Here is a 16,647-nt window from a genome sequence, read left to right on the forward strand (position 1 = left end):
TTTTAAGTGTTATAAAGTCTGATATCACAAATCCTACTTTTTAAGAACCACTTCCTTTAAATTGGTCTTCTTTGTAGGCAAAGAGTACATTGAAAGTCGTCAAAGAGCCATAGCAACGAGTAATGTATTGCTGTAAGTGTACCCGATCTTCATCATCCAATTTAGGATGATTGTTGATGTTTTGTTCTAATACCCGTAGTTTCTCCCTCACCATCACGATTTTGTGAAAGAATGTGGCCATTGGAATCTCCTTGGGCTGTAGGTTTTTATCATTGGGTTCAAAAACTACATTTCCACCCATCCACTTTCCACCTAGAGGAACAATTGGAGCTCGCTCAGAAGTCTGCATTATAGCCTCTCGAATGGCTTTTTCGACGTCCTTCATCGTCAACATGGGGAAGTCAGGAACTTTTGCTTCTTCTACGGTAAATCCCTCATAATCCCTCGCCAAAGTCTTCACTTCTTCGGTGTTGTAAAAATAGATTTTGTAATAAGTATCATCGACAGATAGAATCATCCCTGTTCCGAATTTAGGATGGTTAAGTTTACTTCCTGGAGCTAATTCACTTGCTGTTGCCATATTTTTAAAAGATTTAATGAGTCAAAATAGTGATTTTGGAAGATTTAGTCAGATGAAAAAATTCAAACGGCGAAGAAATAAAAATCTTCGCCGCATTCAAGGTTCATCTACGAAAAGGTAGATTATAACCAGCTTAAACATTCACCAATTCTTTCCTGATTTTCATAATTCCTTTCTTGCTCTTTTTCTTCCTACCCCACCAAATCAAAAAACCTGTCACCGGCAAAGATGCTATGATTGCACTCAAACAAAATGCTAACACCTTTCCTGGTAATCCCGCAATAGCACCTACATGCACATCATAATTAAGACGCATGACTTTTTGCGCGAAAGTGGCTTCTTCCAACCGATTGTAGAAGTGATCTACTGGAAGCTCTTCCAACGTATTTTGATCAAAATACCGATAATCTGATTTCCAATAAGTAGAAGCATCAGGATTGGCATTGGCAGCAATGGCGGCCCCTTCATATTCGGGGGATGAACTTCTATCCATTCTGCATCTGGATAATAGACGTTCATTTTCATCCATACTGCATCCAATACTGGAATATCATTGGACCAAACCTTAGTAGAATCAGAAGGGGGAGTGTAATATTCCACAAATTCCTCGCCCCCTGACAGGGCTGAGTATAAACCGCTTCTAAACCAGCTAAAACCCCAAACCAATCCAGTTACTGCAAAAACAAAGGCAAAAATCATTACATAAAATCCAAGCACCTGGTGCAAGTCATAGTTCTTCCTTCTCCATCTTCCAGACCATTTGATTTTCAGGCTTTGCTTGAGGTTACTTCTCTTTTTAGGCCACCAAAGAATCAATCCAGAAATTACCATAAACAAAAAAATCAAGGTAAAGGAAGCTACCACCGGCTGGCCGATTTCTGGAGGAAGCCATAGGTAAAAATGACCATCTAATACCACTCTAAAAAATCTGCGTATTCATTCTTGAGTTTTAGAACCTCTCCAGAGTAGGGGTTAATGTAGGCGATTTTATAATGATCATTCCCCTCCCCATAGCTAAAGAAAATTGCCTGAGCAGACCGTTCCTTGGTAGGATAAAGTACAGCATGGAGGTGCCCTTCCGGAAAAGCTTGATATGCTATTTCACTGATTTTACTGGGCGGCAATACTTCTTTCTTCTCCGGTTCTACAAATAGAAAAGAATAAGTCAAATCCTTGATTTCTGCCTGGAAGGCATAAATACATCCAGTAATAGCGACTATAAACACCACCAGCCCGGACGTAAGTCCGAGCCAAAGGTGCAACTTATTGATGATCTTTTTGAAATTCATTAAAATCTGTAATTAAGGCTGAGCGCAACATTTCTTAGATTTTGTGGAGTCACAGTGGACCAGCCAGAATAGTATTTCTGGTTAGTAAGATTATTTAGTTTTAGGGTTAAGAAATACTGTGAACCTGTATAGGAAATCGATGCATTAAACACTTGATACGCTGGCAAGGCAAAGGAACCGATATTATCTCTGTTTAGGGTTAAAAATTCACTTGCAGCGTTTCCACCAAAACCTAATCCGAATCCTTGCAAGGCTCCAGCAGAGAAGTTATAGCTTGCCCAAAAATTGACAAGGCTTTCAGGACCAGCAGACTCAGGCCGCATGCCCAAATATCCACTTTCGGGATAATCTTCGGTTACTTCAGCATTATTGTGACTAAAACCAGCAACCAAATTCAACCCCTGAATAGGACTAGCAATCACACTCAGTTCTACACCCTTGCTCATTACTTCTCCCCCTGAATGGAATTGTTTACGTTGCTGGGATCAATCATGACTCGGTTACTGACCCTGATATTGTAATAACTCGCTGTTGCTGCGATTTTATCTCCTAGCAAATTAGTTTTTAATCCAAATTCATATTGATTGGCTTTTTCAGGATCAAAGACTTTAAACCTTGGATTGGAGCCATCAAGATCAGAAACAGTGGTTGGAGCTATGTTTTGAAACCCATTCATATAATTACCAAAGATGGAAACCTTGCTAGGGATCAGTTGAAACACTGCTCCGAATTTCGGAGAAACAGCTGTTTGTGTATTTTGATCACTGTCAGTTCCCCAAGCTTCATTTTTAAAATGATCCACTCTTACACTGGCCATCACTGAGAGCTGAGAGGTCAATTCAATCACGTCTGACACATAAGCACTCACTACTTGAGTGGTTCCAGTGGTATTGCCCTCAAAGGTATCTTTCAACAATTCATCCACTCCAGCTTGAGTCAACACCCCTGTGTCATTCCCATCTGAAAGTGTGACAACTCCATTTCCTACCCAACCTGTGCTACTGTTTTTGATGTCTTGATCGTAGTAATCCAACCCTAGGATCATTTTGTTTTTCAAAGAACCGATTTGAAAATTTCCTATAAAATTCTGTTGAATATCTGTGGTTAAAGTCTGCCCATTTCTATCGGAGATATATCTGTAAAAAGAATCTCCATCACTCCCATCAAACAGGTAATGGTAATAACCATCTGTTTTGGTAGAGCTTCTAGAAAGCACAGTTTGTGAGGTCCAGTTATTGGACAATTGATAGAAGGCCTGGGCTTGAAGTGCATATGAATTATTATTGATACTTAGCTCATCACTCGTAAAGGATCGCTCATAATTTCTTTCAAACAAGTCAATTGAATCAAAAGTCAAAGGATTTGATCTGTTCAAAAAGATCATTGGTGCGTTTACCGAATTGGAGTTCAAAAACTCTGTATTAACCAGGAAAGTCAATCTTTCACTAGCCTTAAACTTGAAGGAAGGGGCAACAAAAAAAGAGGTTTTTCCTCCAGCATCTTGGAAAGTGTTATTTTGCTGGTAAGCAGTATTTACCCGCATGGATGCATGCTCGTTTAATGGCACATTCACATCTCCAGTGATCCTGTTGAGACCGTAATTCCCTGTAATAAACCCTACTTCTCCCTTGAAATTGTCCGTAGGTCTTTTGGTGGTAATGTTTATTAATCCCCCATAAGAGATCACAGAACTTCCAAATAGGGTACCTGAAGGACCTTTGATTACATCTACAGTTTCAATATTCGCAGGATCCAAGCCTCCATTATTTAGGCTAGGCATACCGTTTACCATAGTTGGTTGCACAGAAAACCCTCTCATAGAATAATATTCGGCTCCATCTCCTCCACGCCCTGTAGATTCCCATAAACGAGTTACTCCAGTGGCATTTTTTAAAGCATCATTCATGTTTGTGGCTACCTGCTCCTTCAAAAGTTTTGAGGTTACAGAATTGTACACTTGAGGATTCTCTAAATCTGTCAACGGTAATTTTGCAACCGTAAAGTTACTATCGGAATAAAACCGATTAGAGCTCATATCCGTGACAATGACTTCATTTAGGTCTGTAGAGCTTTCCGATAAAATGAAATTTAATGTCAGTTTTTCTCCTTCTCCTAGAATTACCTGCTTTTCTTGTTTTTCAACCCCTACAAATGAGGCGAATATGGTATAGTTTCCAGCGGGAAGGTTTTTGATTTCATAAAACCCTTTCCTATCAGTAGAATTTCCCTTAGCAAGTCCTTTGACACCTACATTTACAAATTCTAATGCCTGATTATCGGAGGTAGACACAAGTCCGCTGATACTCCCGTTTTGTCCAAAAGCATGGAAAGTATTCAGCAAAAAGCTGGTGAACAATAGTATAAATAGTCGATTCATATGGATTAAGTTTTCAATGATGCGACAAAACTATTATTAAGATTAATTCTAAACAAGTGTTATTTAGAATTAATCTAAAAAAATTAAGAGTTGATTTAAGCGGCTAACTAAACTTCCTTTCAATCAATCTTTTATCCATTTAAAGCAGTCCTCAGGAACAAACACTATATTTATTAGTAGGATCACAACGACTTCCATGAAAAAAATACCCTACTATCTTATTCAAGTGATTTCCATTTTTCTTGGTTTTACTTTCTGGGGAGCTGGTATGGCAAAACTTTATTACGAACACCAGTTTTTTGGATGGATTGGCCCTGTATGGTTAATTGATGAGTTAGCAAAATATGGTCTAGGTTTATATGGTGTCTTTATAGCTTACTGCCAAATAATCATAGGGTATCTTCTAGTAACCACACGTTATAAGCTTTTGGGTAGCATCATGATGATCCCTATGATTGGTAATATATTAATGGTTACCATATCGATGAATTGGAAAGGAACACCATTCGTTTTGGCTTTTTTACTATTGTTGGATTTAATTTTATTGATCCAATACAAAGATTTTTTCGCCCATTAATTGATGAAGGCAATGCCCGCTATGATGTAAAAAAGGAGAGCAAAGAACTCGAGTTGGACATTTAGTTTGGCTGGCAGGATTAGCTTTGCAAATTATCTCCATTCAGATTTCTTATTTCAATTGGGTCTTGGCTTGTACAGTCGTGATTATAGGGCTGGTATTATCATATTTAAGTTTTAAAACAGACAAAAACACAAGTAAAATCACGAAATTGTAATGCATTCATTTTTAATTACTAAACCAAAATATCATGAAAATTCATCCTTATTTAAATTTTGACGGTCAAGCTGAAGAAGCAATGAATTTTTACAAGAAGACATTGGGTGGTGAATTCGATGGAGGAATCAATTACTTCAGTGAAATCCCTGGCATGGAAATCAGAGAGGAAGATAAGCATCGCGTTATGCATATTACACTTAAACTTTCAGAGGAAGTAAAAATTATGGCTAGTGATAACATGCCGAGTATGGGACATCAGTTAAATGTGGGCAATCATAATTATATTTCTTTGATGCCTGACTCCAAAGAACAAGGAAAGAAATTCTTTGATGGCTTATCAGAAGGAGGAAAAATAGAAATGTCATATGAAAAAGCATTTTGGGGAGCGTATTACGGAAGCTTTACCGATAAATACGGAAATGGTTGGATGGTCAATTATACGCTGAAAGAAGGAGAAGAATAAAAGAATCCCTTATAATGCCTGAAATTATCTTTCAGGCATTTTTTTATAATCAAATTCGAAATATTTCTTATAAACCATTTGGAAGCCATGAAAGTCCTCTTGGCATTAAGTAAATTGTAAATTATTTATTTTTAGATAGTTATAACATTTTTTTATTATTTAATAATTAGTTTTTCAGGTCGATAATTCCTAGATTAAATTATTCTTTTTCAAATTTTTACTTTGTAAACATCAACTTTCATGTCTTATTTAAATTCGCCTAGACTGACTTTTTCGGGGCAGTTTCAAGCTGATCCATCCACCGTTAACAACGACCCCACTCATTTTAATAACCAAACGTTTGAGCCTGATTTTCAAAAATGGGGACCTGGCGCATCGAATGGTTGGTGGAATCCTGAAGGTACCGGCAGTTGGAGGTTTTTAAGTTGCATTGTGCAAAGCGTCACTTACCTAGATGGAACCTCTACATCAGACCCCAAAGAAGATCCGGTCATCGGAATGACTATCATGGATTCCAACCAAAAGGTGGCGGGAAAAATTGTCGATTTAGACTCCCAACAACAAATGGTATCTGCCCTTTGGGGATTAGTAGTCCGTTTAGTAGCTGGGGATCAAGAGATTTTAAGGTCAGATTATGAAGTAGCTTCTTTTACCAATATTTGGATGAACCGTGCACCCGAATTAGGAGGAGATACGAGAGCTGCAGCCATCTTCCAATCTACTTTAACCAATATCAACTGGAATATTGAATCTTGTAATTCAAGGTATTTAAAGGAATTATTTGAAGTCAGCAAAAATCAACTTTCTATCCAATTTACAACCGACCTGTATGATATGGATCATACCTCTCCTGCATTCACCATTGGAAGAATCGTAGGATCCATTGGACCTTACTTTGAAGGGGAACCAAAATATTTCACGCAAGGCCGCCCTCTGTTTCCTCAGACCAGTACTATCAATTATGCCAATGCCATTATTGACAAAAACTTAAATCAAGTGGTCATCGATTTGGCCAATTCCTTCCCCATCTTTCCAAATGGCACCATTAAGAACACTTTGCCTTTAACTTTAGGAGTAAATACCGGAAAAGTGGGTTTTGATGACATCACAATAATCGGAGAAATACATCTTGCAGATTCCAATTGGTACAAAGGCCAATCAGGAATTAATACGATTCCTCTAGGGCCCAACACCTCCTTAGTAGAAGAAAACCCTTTGGTTATTTTAAACTCCGAGGGGGAGGTGATTTTTAGAGAAAGTGTGGAATATGTCTGCGCTGATAAATTTGTTTTTTATTTAAATCCAGAGGAAGAATGCCAAGTTAATTTTTATGCGAGTAAACTGGGAAAACCATTACCTGACAAAGAAATAGAATTCCAATTGATCAATAGCCCATTCGGCCCCACTCCACCGGTAGTAGGAGTTCCCAAATCTGCAATGGTTTTCCCAAAAACAATAAAAACCGATACCCTAGGCAAAGCAAGCCTAACTGTAAAAGCCAATGATCCAGGCAATCCAAGGGGATACATTGATGGACAGGTTTATGGAATCTCCTATAATTTCAGCGATGGCTATTTCTCAGAATGTAATCAAAATAATTTCCTGAGCTTCTTGGTATTTGATTCGGTGGATCCAGAAAAAGTAGCTAATCCCACTTGGGAGGACATCCAACCTATCATGCAGCAATACGCCAATTTATATCCCTTGATGTCAAAAGGAATTTTTAACCTCGCAGATCAATCAATTGTAGACAAGAATGCAGAGATTCTACAATTTGTTTTTAGTAAAGACAAAGAAGACCCCAATTACATGCCGGCAACCCGGGATCTTTCCAGAGATAAGTCTGCGATGATTATCAATTATTTAAACGCTGTTATCTCAAAAGCAGGAACAAAAGATTCCATCACTTTTAAAAAATTATAAACCAAGCACCATGATTTTTCTCAAAGCAATAAAAATAGACACCCTTGATGAACTTCGTTCGGCTATTCAAACTGCAATCGAATTAGAACATTCCACCATACCCCCGTACCTCACTGCAAATTTCACCCTTGCCAATACAGGAAATGATGAGATTTCGAATCTGATTGGGTCGGTCGTGGGAGAAGAAATGCTTCATCTCTCCATCGCATGTAATCTTCTGAATGCAATAGGTGGATCACCCGTGTTAAATCGACCAGGTTTTATACCGACTTACCCTGGCCCACTTCCTGGAGGCGTAGATTCTGGACTCACTGTTCCTTTGGAAAAATTTTCCCTTTCATTGATTAAAAATGTCTTCATGTCGATCGAAGAACCAGAAAAGCCAATTCCTATTAAATCCATGGAATTGCAGGAAGATACTATGACAATTGGGCAGTTTTATCAAAAAATCAAGGAAAAGATCTCCCTTTTGGAAGGGGAAGCTAAAAAATCGGGGAAAACCATATTTACCGGAGACCCTACCTATCAGCTTACCTATGAGAAATTCTTTCCAAAGAATTTATTATTCCCAATTATTGATGAAGCAACGGCATTTCAAGGGATAGATCTTATCGTTGACCAAGGAGAAGGAACCAGTACTGACCCGTTTGTAGATGGAGAGGATTCTGACAAAAAGAACCTGCGCATTATTACCGTTTTGAAGAAATCTACAAAGGTAAAACTCTAGTCAAAGACCCAAGTGCCCCTTCTGGTTATTCCTATTCCGGAACCCCAATCGTTTTTAATGAAAAGGAGGTTCCTAACATGAAACCAAATCCAAAAATGGCCGAATTGCCTGAAAACACGCTAGCTTTTCAGTACAGTAAGTTATTTAACTACACCTACACCTGCTTATTAAATAGTTTGCATCTGACCTTCAACGGTCAAACTGATCAAATCAATCAAGCCATGGGCTTAATGTTTTCTTTAAGGCTCTATGCTGGAAAACTCCTATCTACTCCCTATCCAAATCAACCTGGATTTGTCTCTGGACCTAGTTTTGAATACGTCTCAAACGAAGATTTATCAAGCGCTGAAATCACCTTATTAAATCAAATAACATCATGATTTTTTCAAGTTCGCTTCTGATTACTAAAATTTCATCGAGTAATCTCAATCGGTCAAAGGAGTTTTACGAACGTGTACTGGGCTTTAAATTAGACCCAAAGTATTCGATTACTCATCCTACTGGAACCGACCTTCCCTACCTTCAAATGAATCTTACTGGCCCCCATGGAAGCAAAATAGTATTTGGGCTGTATCAAGACATTCCGAGTCCTTTTTCCCCAAAACCATCTAATGGAACTGTTCCAAGTTTTTTGGTAGATGATATAGAGTCCACACTCGCCTTTTTTCAGGAAAATCAAGTGAGCATAGATAAAGCAGGCGACAGTTACATCCTTACAAACAAATCCGATGAAGGGTATATTGATCAGTTTTTCTTTTTTAGGGATCCCGACAATAACTCTTTAGTAATTCGACAAAACATCAATTAAAAGCTATACCTACCAATGTTAAATCCTCACTAATTTGCGTGAGGATTTTTATTTTCATCTTCTTACATCTTGAATAGATAAAGAAAAAACTTTTACACATGGATGAAGAACTTGTTCATCCTCAATTAATTTCCTGGATATTACATGGTTATTCCTATGATTATTTTAAATTTTACTAGAGATAATAAATTTCAAATTGTTATTTCTGTAACATTCTGGCCTACTTCTTGGTCTTTAATCTAGGATGTTCAAATTTCGTCTTTGACCAATTCTTTAACAGGTAATTATTAAACGAATTCTAATAAAATTTTTAAAGGTCATTGGGTTTTCATTAGCAGGTCTAATGATTCTTTTACTGGCAGTGATCCTATTTATTCGGAGCCCTTGGGGTCAGGGGATTCTTGTGGATAAAGCAATCTCTTATCTCGAGGGTAAAACTGGGGCCCAAGTAGGTATTGACCGATTATTTGTCACATTTTCAGGAAATATCTTTTTAGAAAACTTATATATCTCAGATGTCAATGGTGACACTTTAATCTATTCCAAAGACCTTGAAGCAGGAGTCGCTTTTGTCCCTTTGATTCGAACTGGGGCTATCCATGTCAGTAAATTTGAATGGGAAGGACTAAAAGCTAGAATTAAAAGACCTGAGGATACAAGAGCTTTCAACTTTGATTACATCCTCACTTCCTTTGCTTCTACCGAACCTGATAGTAGCACAGTAGCGGGTTCCGAACCAGACTCCACTTCACTCAACATTAGTTTATCCCCAGTTAGTCTCCGGGATTTTGACATTAGTTATCAAGATGAAGTTCTTGGTATTGAAACTTCCTTGGCACTTGGAGATTTTGAACTAAACATACCTGAATTAGATCTAAATGCATTTTCATTTGGAATAAAAGACATACAGCTTTCTAATACTCAAATCAAATATAGACAAACCAAAGCCTTTCCTCCCTCAGAAGCTAGTTCAGAAGAATCAACCTTGCCCAAAATAAAAATTGATAACCTAGGCCTACATGAGATTTCACTTATTTATGACAATCAAGTGGACCAACAATTTGCAGAGTTAGAAGTCATTAATTTGGGTATTTCAGCTCCCTCCTTAGACTTGGTAAACCAGGATATCCTGATCGAATCCATACAATTATCTGATTCAAAAGTTCTCTTCCATGATTTTTCACCAAGCACTACATCTTCAGATGAGCCAGAAGATGCTCCCCCTTTTTCCTGGCCAGACTGGAAAGTGAAATTGAGCTCATTGGTTTTGGAGAATAATACCATCGATTATAAAACTTCAGATAGTAAAATCACTGAAGGAGTCTTCAACCCTGAAGTGCTTTTACTTCAAGACTTAGGTTTAGAAATCTCGGATGTTTTGTTGGAAAATGAGAAAGCAAGCTTGAATTTGAAATCGCTCTCATTTCGGGAAGGAAGTGGGTTCCAACTTAGGGATTTGATTCTCAATGGCTCCGTTGAAAATACGAAAGCCGTGGTCAAGCAACTCTTTGTTTCTACAAATTACAGTCAACTCAATTCCACAGGTAATTTCTCTTATCCTTCCATTCAAACACTAATCGATTCTCCTGAAGAAACACTTATCAACCTTTCTGTTGATCAATTCTCTTTGGATGTTAGGGACAGTTACTTTTTTGCCCCAGAGCTTACTTCTGACACGTTAATTCAGGAATTGGCGACTGCACCTTTTGAAGGAAATTTAGCTATCAACGGAGGTCTTTCTAAGTTAGAAATCCCCACATTCCAATTGAATTGGAGGGAAACTGATTTTTATACGAAGGGATCTGTGCACTCACCCCTAAACCTAGACTCACTCTATGTAGATTTCCCGCAAATTGAATTAAATACCAACAAGAAATCACTGCAACTTTTTGCCAGTGAGTCTGACTTCGGTATCACTTTCCCAGATTCGATTGGCATTACAGCTCAAGCAAAAGGATCCATGAATGATCTCATCGCATCATTGGATTTACAAACTGACTTAGGACAAGTACTATTGGATGCTGGATATAAGGATCAGGGGTTATTGGAGTTTGATGTAAATCTCCAAGTTCAACAACTTCAATTAGGAACCTTACTTCAAAACCCTGATTTAGACACTTTATCCATGGAAATTAATGCCAAGGGTCAGGGAAATTCCATATATGATCTTACTGCTCAACTTGAATCCCATTTTGACAAATTAAATCTATATGGTTCTGATTATTCAGGTCTCCAACTCAGTGGACAGTTAGCCAATGGAGATGGAGACGTCAGCCTAATCTTGGATTCTGAATACCTTGATTTTGATTTAACCAGCTCCATCCAACTTGATTCGGTAAACTCAAAAGTGGGTTTTAATTTAAATTTAAAAGGTGCTGACTTTAATAAGTTAGGTTTCTCCCCCAAAGAATTCCGTGCACGTTTACAAATGGAAGGGAATTTTGAAGGAAATCCCGATAATTTTAAAGCATCTATCGGGTTAAGTGATGGCCTGGTTCTTTACGATAAAAAAACCTATCCTACCGGAAACTTAAATATAGAAAGCTTGGTAAAACCTGACTCCACCAGTCTAATTATTGAAAGTGATGTCGTCAAAGGATTTGTTCATACCAATACCAACCCTGCCTCATTAGGAATTGCTTTAGAAAATCATTTCTTAAATTATTTAGCTGTCAAAGACAGTTCGAATACAGAACTGGATAGTGGAATAGTCATGAATATGGACCTTTCCATTTTCGAATCCCCACTATTGAACGAAGTGCTACTTCAAGGATTAGAACAGCTAGATTCTGGACGGGTGCAATTAGCCTATTATCAAGATCTAGACTCTTTGGAAGCAGTGGTAAGCTTTCCTTACATAAATTTCTCTGGAACTGAAATCGACAGTTTGGAATTCAATGTCCATTCCAATTTATCCAACTTGAATATGGAATTAGGCTTCCTCAACTTAGTTGCTGGACCATTAAATATGGATGAGACGTCACTTACTGGAGTGATGGAAGATTCAAGAATTTACTTTGATTTCTCTTCATATAACGAAACTGAAGAAGTATTCCATATTTCCTCAGACCTGGGTCTATTAGGTGATACTATTAGTTTTCATATTAACCCTGAGAACTTATTATTGAAAAAAACCAATGGGTGATTCCGGAAAATAATCAGATTCTATATTCTAGTAATAACCTTGATTTTCAAAATTTCAGCTTTACGCAAAATGGACAGGAGCTTAGCTTCAAAAAGAACATTGAAGGTTTTACAGATGAAAATATCGCAGTGTTATTCCAAAATTTCAGATTATCTACATTTACCAGTTTGTTGAATCCAGATGAACTTTTGGTCGGCGGAAAAATGAATGGGCAGCTTGTAGTTGAAAATCCATTTGGAGCAATAGGGTTGATGGGTAATTTAAAAATTGACAGCCTAAAAGCAGTGGGTGTTTCTTTAGGAAACTTATCCTTAGATGCTACCGCAGAAAGTTTAGGGAATTACAACTTAGCCTTAACATTAAGAGATGACGGCATAGACATGGATGTCAACGGTCAGTTTAAGGCGAATGAATCCGGAGGGAATTTGATTTAAAATTGGACTTGATTAAAGCTGATATGAAGAAAATTGCAGCGCTTTCACAAGACCAGATTTTGGATGCATCAGGTTATTTGCAAGGCACTATCAGTGCCAATGGCACAACAAATTCCCTAACTATCAAGGAGAATTTCAATTTTTCGAAACCTCCTTTGTACCTGCCCAACTCAGCACCAAATACCTACTTTCCAACGAAAAAATCCAAGCGGATAATGATGGAATATACTTTAATCAATTTACCGTCAAAGACACAGACAACAATACCTTTACGGTAGATGGTACGGTGACTACTACCGATCTAAACAACCCCGGATTTGACCTAAGTCTAGTGGCCAAAAACTTCATGGTGGTCAATTCCACAGATCAAGAAAATGAACTACTCTATGGAAGAGGGACGATCGATGCTGAAGTGACCATCGAAGGAGATCTAAATTTGCCTATCGTCCGAGCTAATTTAAACGTCAAGGAAAATACCAATTTAACCATGCTGATCCCAGAGTCTCAACTGGACCTTGTGGAGCGTGACGGAGTGGTTTTATTTGTAAACAAAGAAAATCCAGACGATATTCTTACTTCTCAAACCGAGCAATCCACCACTGCATTTTTAGGATATGATATACAAGCTTCCCTTAAAACAGACCCAAAAGCAAAATTTACAGTAATCATAGATCCTAAAACCGGGGATAATTTGTTGATATCGGGAAGTGCTAATTTGCGAATGGACATTACTCCAAATGGAAGAATCACACTCTCTGGAGATTATGAAATATCTGATGGACATTATGAAATGTCCTTATATAACCTGATTAGCAAAAAATTCCTTATCAACCCTGGAAGTAGAATTAGTTGGAATGGAGACCCAATGGACGCTAATATGGACATTCGGGCCATTTATGAAGTGGATGCTTCCGCCTCCGCACTGATGTCTTCCCAGTTGACAGGCAGTAGCCAAAGTACCAAATCCCAGTACCAAAGACGATTACCATTTTTGGTTTATTTAAATGTGGATGGGGAGTTATTGAGGCCTGAAATTTCATTTGCATTGGATATGCCTGAAAACGAACGGGGAGCATTTGGAGGAAATGTATACTCCCAAGTACTTCAAATCAATGATCAGGAAGACGAATTAAACAAACAAGTTTTTCCCTCTTGGTATTGAATAGATTCTTCCCTTCCAGAGGAAGTGATGGCTCCAATGGAGGTGCAGAAACAATTGCTAGAAGTAGCGCAAGCCAAATACTATCCGATCAGATGAATGCATTATCCAGCAAGCTTTTTGGGGATAGTGGCTTTCAATTAGGTTTTGATGTCGACACTTATGAGGATTACCAATCCGGTAGTAGTCAAAATCGAACGGATCTTAACATCAATGCCCAACAAACCCTCTTCAATGACCGACTAATCGTAGAAGTAGGTAGTCAAGTTGGACTGGAAGGGAGTTCTCAGGAGCCTGAACAATCTAATGCTATTTTAGCAAATGTAAGTTTTGAATACATCCTTACCGAAGATGGTCGATGGAGAGTTCGAGTTTTTAGAAAAAATCAATATGAAAGTATCATTGATGGGCAACTAGTGGTAACTGGTGGCGGATTAATTTTCAATCGGGAATTCAATGAGTTTTATGAACTATGGCATAAGTCCAAGCAAGCTCTAGAAGAATCTAATTCTATAGATTCAACCAATAAAGGAAAGGAGGAAAATGAAAACTAATAAAATCATTTTCTTCTTTTTAGTCTTCTTGATTTCCTTCACTGGGTGTCAAATAAAAAAACATATTCCCGAAGGGGAACTACTTTATACGGGAGCCACTTTGGATCTTGAGGCTCCAGAAGTTCAAGACTTAAAGAAAATTGAATCTGAATTAAATGACTTGCTCAGACCAGAGCCTAATTCGAAGTTTCTCGGTATGTATTTTGGACTCTGGACCCATTACAAAGGAGAAAAAGAAAAGCCTGGATTCATCAATCGCTTTCTCAATAAAAAATTTGGTCAAGAACCCGTTTATTTTAGCCAGGTCAATCCGGAGCGCACGGAAGAGTTGATTTTGAATAGGTTAGAAAACCGAGGTTTTTTTTATGGACAAGCTAGCTCTGAAAGTATTAGAGGTGAAAAGTTTGCTGAAGTGAACTACACTGCAAAAGTGGGCCAACCTTATGTTCTGAAAGAATTCCAACTGGAAAGAGATTCACTAGAGATTGAGCATGAAATTCAAAGTCTATTAGCAGAAACCCTACTTCAACCAGGCAACCGATTTGATTTAAACACTTTGAACTCCGAAAGGGAAAGGCTTGACCAAGGCCTAAAGCAAAAAGGATATTACAATTTCAATAATGACTTCCTAATCTTTGAAGCTGATACCAATATTACAGACAGTGCCCGGCAGTTTAACCTTTACCTCAGACTGAAAAATAATGTCCCAAAAAACAGCCTGGTAAAATATCAAATTGACCAAATTCAGGTATTCCCCAATTATTCCTTGGATGAAAACACTGATCAAGCAGACACCGTCCAACTTGACGGAAAAGAGTTTATTCAAAACGGTGTGGTTTTCAAACCAGAATTGTTAAACCAATACATTTTAATTGAGAATGGAGAATATTATAACCCCAATAAATCCAGACTTTCAAGCAACCGTCTAAGCTCAATTGGTAATTACCAATATGTCAATTTACGATACGATGAACTGATCAATGAAGATAGTTTAGGACATCTTGCTGCCAGTTTTTTACTCTCTCCCATGACTAAAAGATCGGTAAGGGCAGAATTATTAGGAGTATCCAAATCCAACAATTTTGCAGGCCCTGCACTCAATCTGGTTTATAGAAACAGGAACTTGTTTAAGGGAGGTGAAAATTTCAATATTTCCGCAAAAATCGGCTATGAATTTCAGATCGCAGGAGGGGATTTAACAGGATTGCATTCTCTTGAATTAGGGTTGAGAGGAGATTTAATATTCCCAAGAGTGATTTTCTTTGTGCCAATTGAAGAAAAATTCAGTTATTCAGTGCCTAAGACCAAAGTTAGTTTGGGTACAGATTATTTGAGCAGAGGTGGCTTATATACCTTAAATTCCTTTTACACGAGTTATGGATACTTCTGGAATGCCAACAGGTTTGCCTACCATGAGATTAACCCAATCAATATCAACATTACCAACCTCGCTAAATCATCTCCGGAGTTTGAAGAAATTCTGGATAAAAACCCATTTTTAAGACGAAGTTTTGACCAAAACTTTATTATTGGAATCAATTATATTTTTAATTACAATAAAATTAACGACCCTGTACGGAAGCATGGATACTTCTTCGGTTTGGGTTTAGACTTCGCAGGAAACCTAGTCTATGGAATTGACAAATGGCTGGGAGAAGGTAATGGAAAGATCTTTGGTTTAGAATATGCCCAATATGGTAAAGCTGATCTTGATTTTAGGTATCATTTCAATATAAGTAATAACCAAACCATCGCTTCAAGGCTTTTTGCTGGAGTGGGTGTACCCTTCAGAAATTCAACGTCCTTGCCTTATGTAAAACAGTATTTCTCTGGTGGTCCAAACAGTATAAGAGCATTTAGAATTCGATCTATAGGCCCAGGGAGTTATGCACCAGAGGAAACGAATTTAAACTCCTACTTTGACCAATCAGGTGACATTCGATTAGAGGGAAATATAGAATACCGATTCCCTATGGTTTCTCTCCTAAAAGGTGCTCTCTTTCTGGACGCAGGAAATATTTGGTTAATGAATGAAAATGAAGCCTTGCCTGGAGGTAAATTCAGCTCTAGTTGGTGGAATGAAATTGCGGTAGGAACCGGTATAGGTTTTAGAATTGATATCCAGTTCTTTGTGATACGATTTGATTTTGCTACGCCTTTAAGAAAACCATTTTTACCAGAAGGACAGAGATGGGGAAACACCTTTGATATCAGCAGTAAAACTTGGAGAAGGGAAAACCTAATTTTCAATTTTGCCATTGGATATCCTTTCTAAGCAATAAGACTTTCCCATAGAAAGGATTATCAGTAACTTACTTTTAAATCTTCCTCAACATGAAATTCCCATCACTACATCAATTAAGTGAGGATGCAATCCGAAGTGCTAAGAGAT

General features: G+C 37.9%; 17 protein-coding genes. 11 read left to right on the top strand and 6 right to left on the bottom strand.

All coding sequences use genetic code 11. The features are described from left to right. Positions 1-40: 40 nt before the first annotated feature. From V8V91_RS09210 to V8V91_RS09235, 6 genes are all read right to left on the bottom strand, one after another. A complete protein-coding gene (locus V8V91_RS09210) occupies positions 41-580 on the bottom strand; it encodes a hypothetical protein (protein WP_373399799.1) in 540 nt (179 codons plus the stop codon). A gap of 133 nt (positions 581-713) precedes the next feature. After that, positions 714-1,034, bottom strand: coding sequence for a PepSY domain-containing protein (locus V8V91_RS09215; protein WP_373400647.1), 321 nt, complete (start codon positions 1,032-1,034; stop codon positions 714-716). Beyond that, entirely contained in the window at positions 944-1,498 is a 555-nt protein-coding gene (locus tag V8V91_RS09220) for a PepSY-associated TM helix domain-containing protein (protein ID WP_373399800.1), read from the bottom strand. Before V8V91_RS09220 ends, V8V91_RS09215 begins: the two co-directional genes overlap by 91 nt. Further along, a complete protein-coding gene (locus V8V91_RS09225; RefSeq protein ID WP_373399801.1) occupies positions 1,489-1,869 on the bottom strand; it encodes a PepSY-associated TM helix domain-containing protein in 381 nt (126 codons plus the stop codon). The genes V8V91_RS09220 and V8V91_RS09225 overlap by 10 nt, the downstream gene beginning before the upstream one ends. Continuing rightward, positions 1,869-2,315 (bottom strand): hypothetical protein, encoded by a 447-nt coding sequence (locus V8V91_RS09230; protein WP_373399802.1) that lies wholly within the window; start codon positions 2,313-2,315, stop codon positions 1,869-1,871. Before V8V91_RS09230 ends, V8V91_RS09225 begins: the two co-directional genes overlap by 1 nt. After that, positions 2,315-4,246 carry a TonB-dependent receptor domain-containing protein gene (locus tag V8V91_RS09235; RefSeq protein ID WP_373399803.1) on the bottom strand — a complete coding sequence of 644 codons (1,932 nt, stop codon included), beginning with the start codon at positions 4,244-4,246 and terminating at the stop codon, positions 2,315-2,317. The genes V8V91_RS09230 and V8V91_RS09235 overlap by 1 nt, the downstream gene beginning before the upstream one ends. Positions 4,247-4,472: 226 nt before the next feature. Here V8V91_RS09235 and V8V91_RS09240 point away from each other — a divergent pair, with 226 nt between their 5' ends. From V8V91_RS09240 to V8V91_RS09290, 11 genes are all read left to right on the top strand, one after another. Then, positions 4,473-4,823 carry a hypothetical protein gene (locus V8V91_RS09240; protein WP_373399804.1) on the top strand — a complete coding sequence of 117 codons (351 nt, stop codon included), beginning with the start codon at positions 4,473-4,475 and terminating at the stop codon, positions 4,821-4,823. A gap of 250 nt (positions 4,824-5,073) precedes the next feature. Continuing rightward, positions 5,074-5,505, top strand: a complete 432-nt coding sequence (locus V8V91_RS09245; RefSeq protein WP_373399805.1) for a VOC family protein — start codon at positions 5,074-5,076, stop codon at positions 5,503-5,505. Between the two features lie 240 nt (positions 5,506-5,745). Then, positions 5,746-7,428 (top strand): hypothetical protein, encoded by a 1,683-nt coding sequence (locus V8V91_RS09250; protein ID WP_373399806.1) that lies wholly within the window; start codon positions 5,746-5,748, stop codon positions 7,426-7,428. Between the two features lie 10 nt (positions 7,429-7,438). Next, entirely contained in the window at positions 7,439-8,155 is a 717-nt protein-coding gene (locus V8V91_RS09255; RefSeq protein ID WP_373399807.1) for a ferritin-like protein, read from the top strand. Positions 8,156-8,232: 77 nt separating this feature from the next. Beyond that, positions 8,233-8,535 carry a hypothetical protein gene (locus V8V91_RS09260; protein WP_373399808.1) on the top strand — a complete coding sequence of 101 codons (303 nt, stop codon included), beginning with the start codon at positions 8,233-8,235 and terminating at the stop codon, positions 8,533-8,535. Beyond that, positions 8,532-8,963 carry a VOC family protein gene (locus V8V91_RS09265; protein WP_373399809.1) on the top strand — a complete coding sequence of 144 codons (432 nt, stop codon included), beginning with the start codon at positions 8,532-8,534 and terminating at the stop codon, positions 8,961-8,963. The genes V8V91_RS09260 and V8V91_RS09265 overlap by 4 nt, the downstream gene beginning before the upstream one ends. A gap of 343 nt (positions 8,964-9,306) precedes the next feature. Beyond that, positions 9,307-12,108: a hypothetical protein gene (locus V8V91_RS09270; RefSeq protein WP_373399810.1), complete on the top strand. Its 2,802-nt coding sequence runs from the start codon at positions 9,307-9,309 to the stop codon at positions 12,106-12,108. Then, positions 12,105-12,542, top strand: a complete 438-nt coding sequence (locus tag V8V91_RS09275) for a hypothetical protein (RefSeq protein WP_373399811.1) — start codon at positions 12,105-12,107, stop codon at positions 12,540-12,542. Before V8V91_RS09270 ends, V8V91_RS09275 begins: the two co-directional genes overlap by 4 nt. A 286-nt stretch (positions 12,543-12,828) precedes the next feature. Next, a complete protein-coding gene (locus tag V8V91_RS09280) occupies positions 12,829-13,704 on the top strand; it encodes a translocation/assembly module TamB domain-containing protein (protein ID WP_373399812.1) in 876 nt (291 codons plus the stop codon). Next, positions 13,701-14,255: a translocation/assembly module TamB domain-containing protein gene (locus V8V91_RS09285; protein WP_373399813.1), complete on the top strand. Its 555-nt coding sequence runs from the start codon at positions 13,701-13,703 to the stop codon at positions 14,253-14,255. Before V8V91_RS09280 ends, V8V91_RS09285 begins: the two co-directional genes overlap by 4 nt. Further along, entirely contained in the window at positions 14,245-16,530 is a 2,286-nt protein-coding gene (locus tag V8V91_RS09290; protein ID WP_373399814.1) for a BamA/TamA family outer membrane protein, read from the top strand. The genes V8V91_RS09285 and V8V91_RS09290 overlap by 11 nt, the downstream gene beginning before the upstream one ends. Positions 16,531-16,647: the final 117 nt, after the last annotated feature.

Origin of the sequence: Algoriphagus halophilus (assembly GCF_041729275.1) — a bacterium.
GTDB lineage: Bacteria > Bacteroidota > Bacteroidia > Cytophagales > Cyclobacteriaceae > Algoriphagus > Algoriphagus halophilus_A.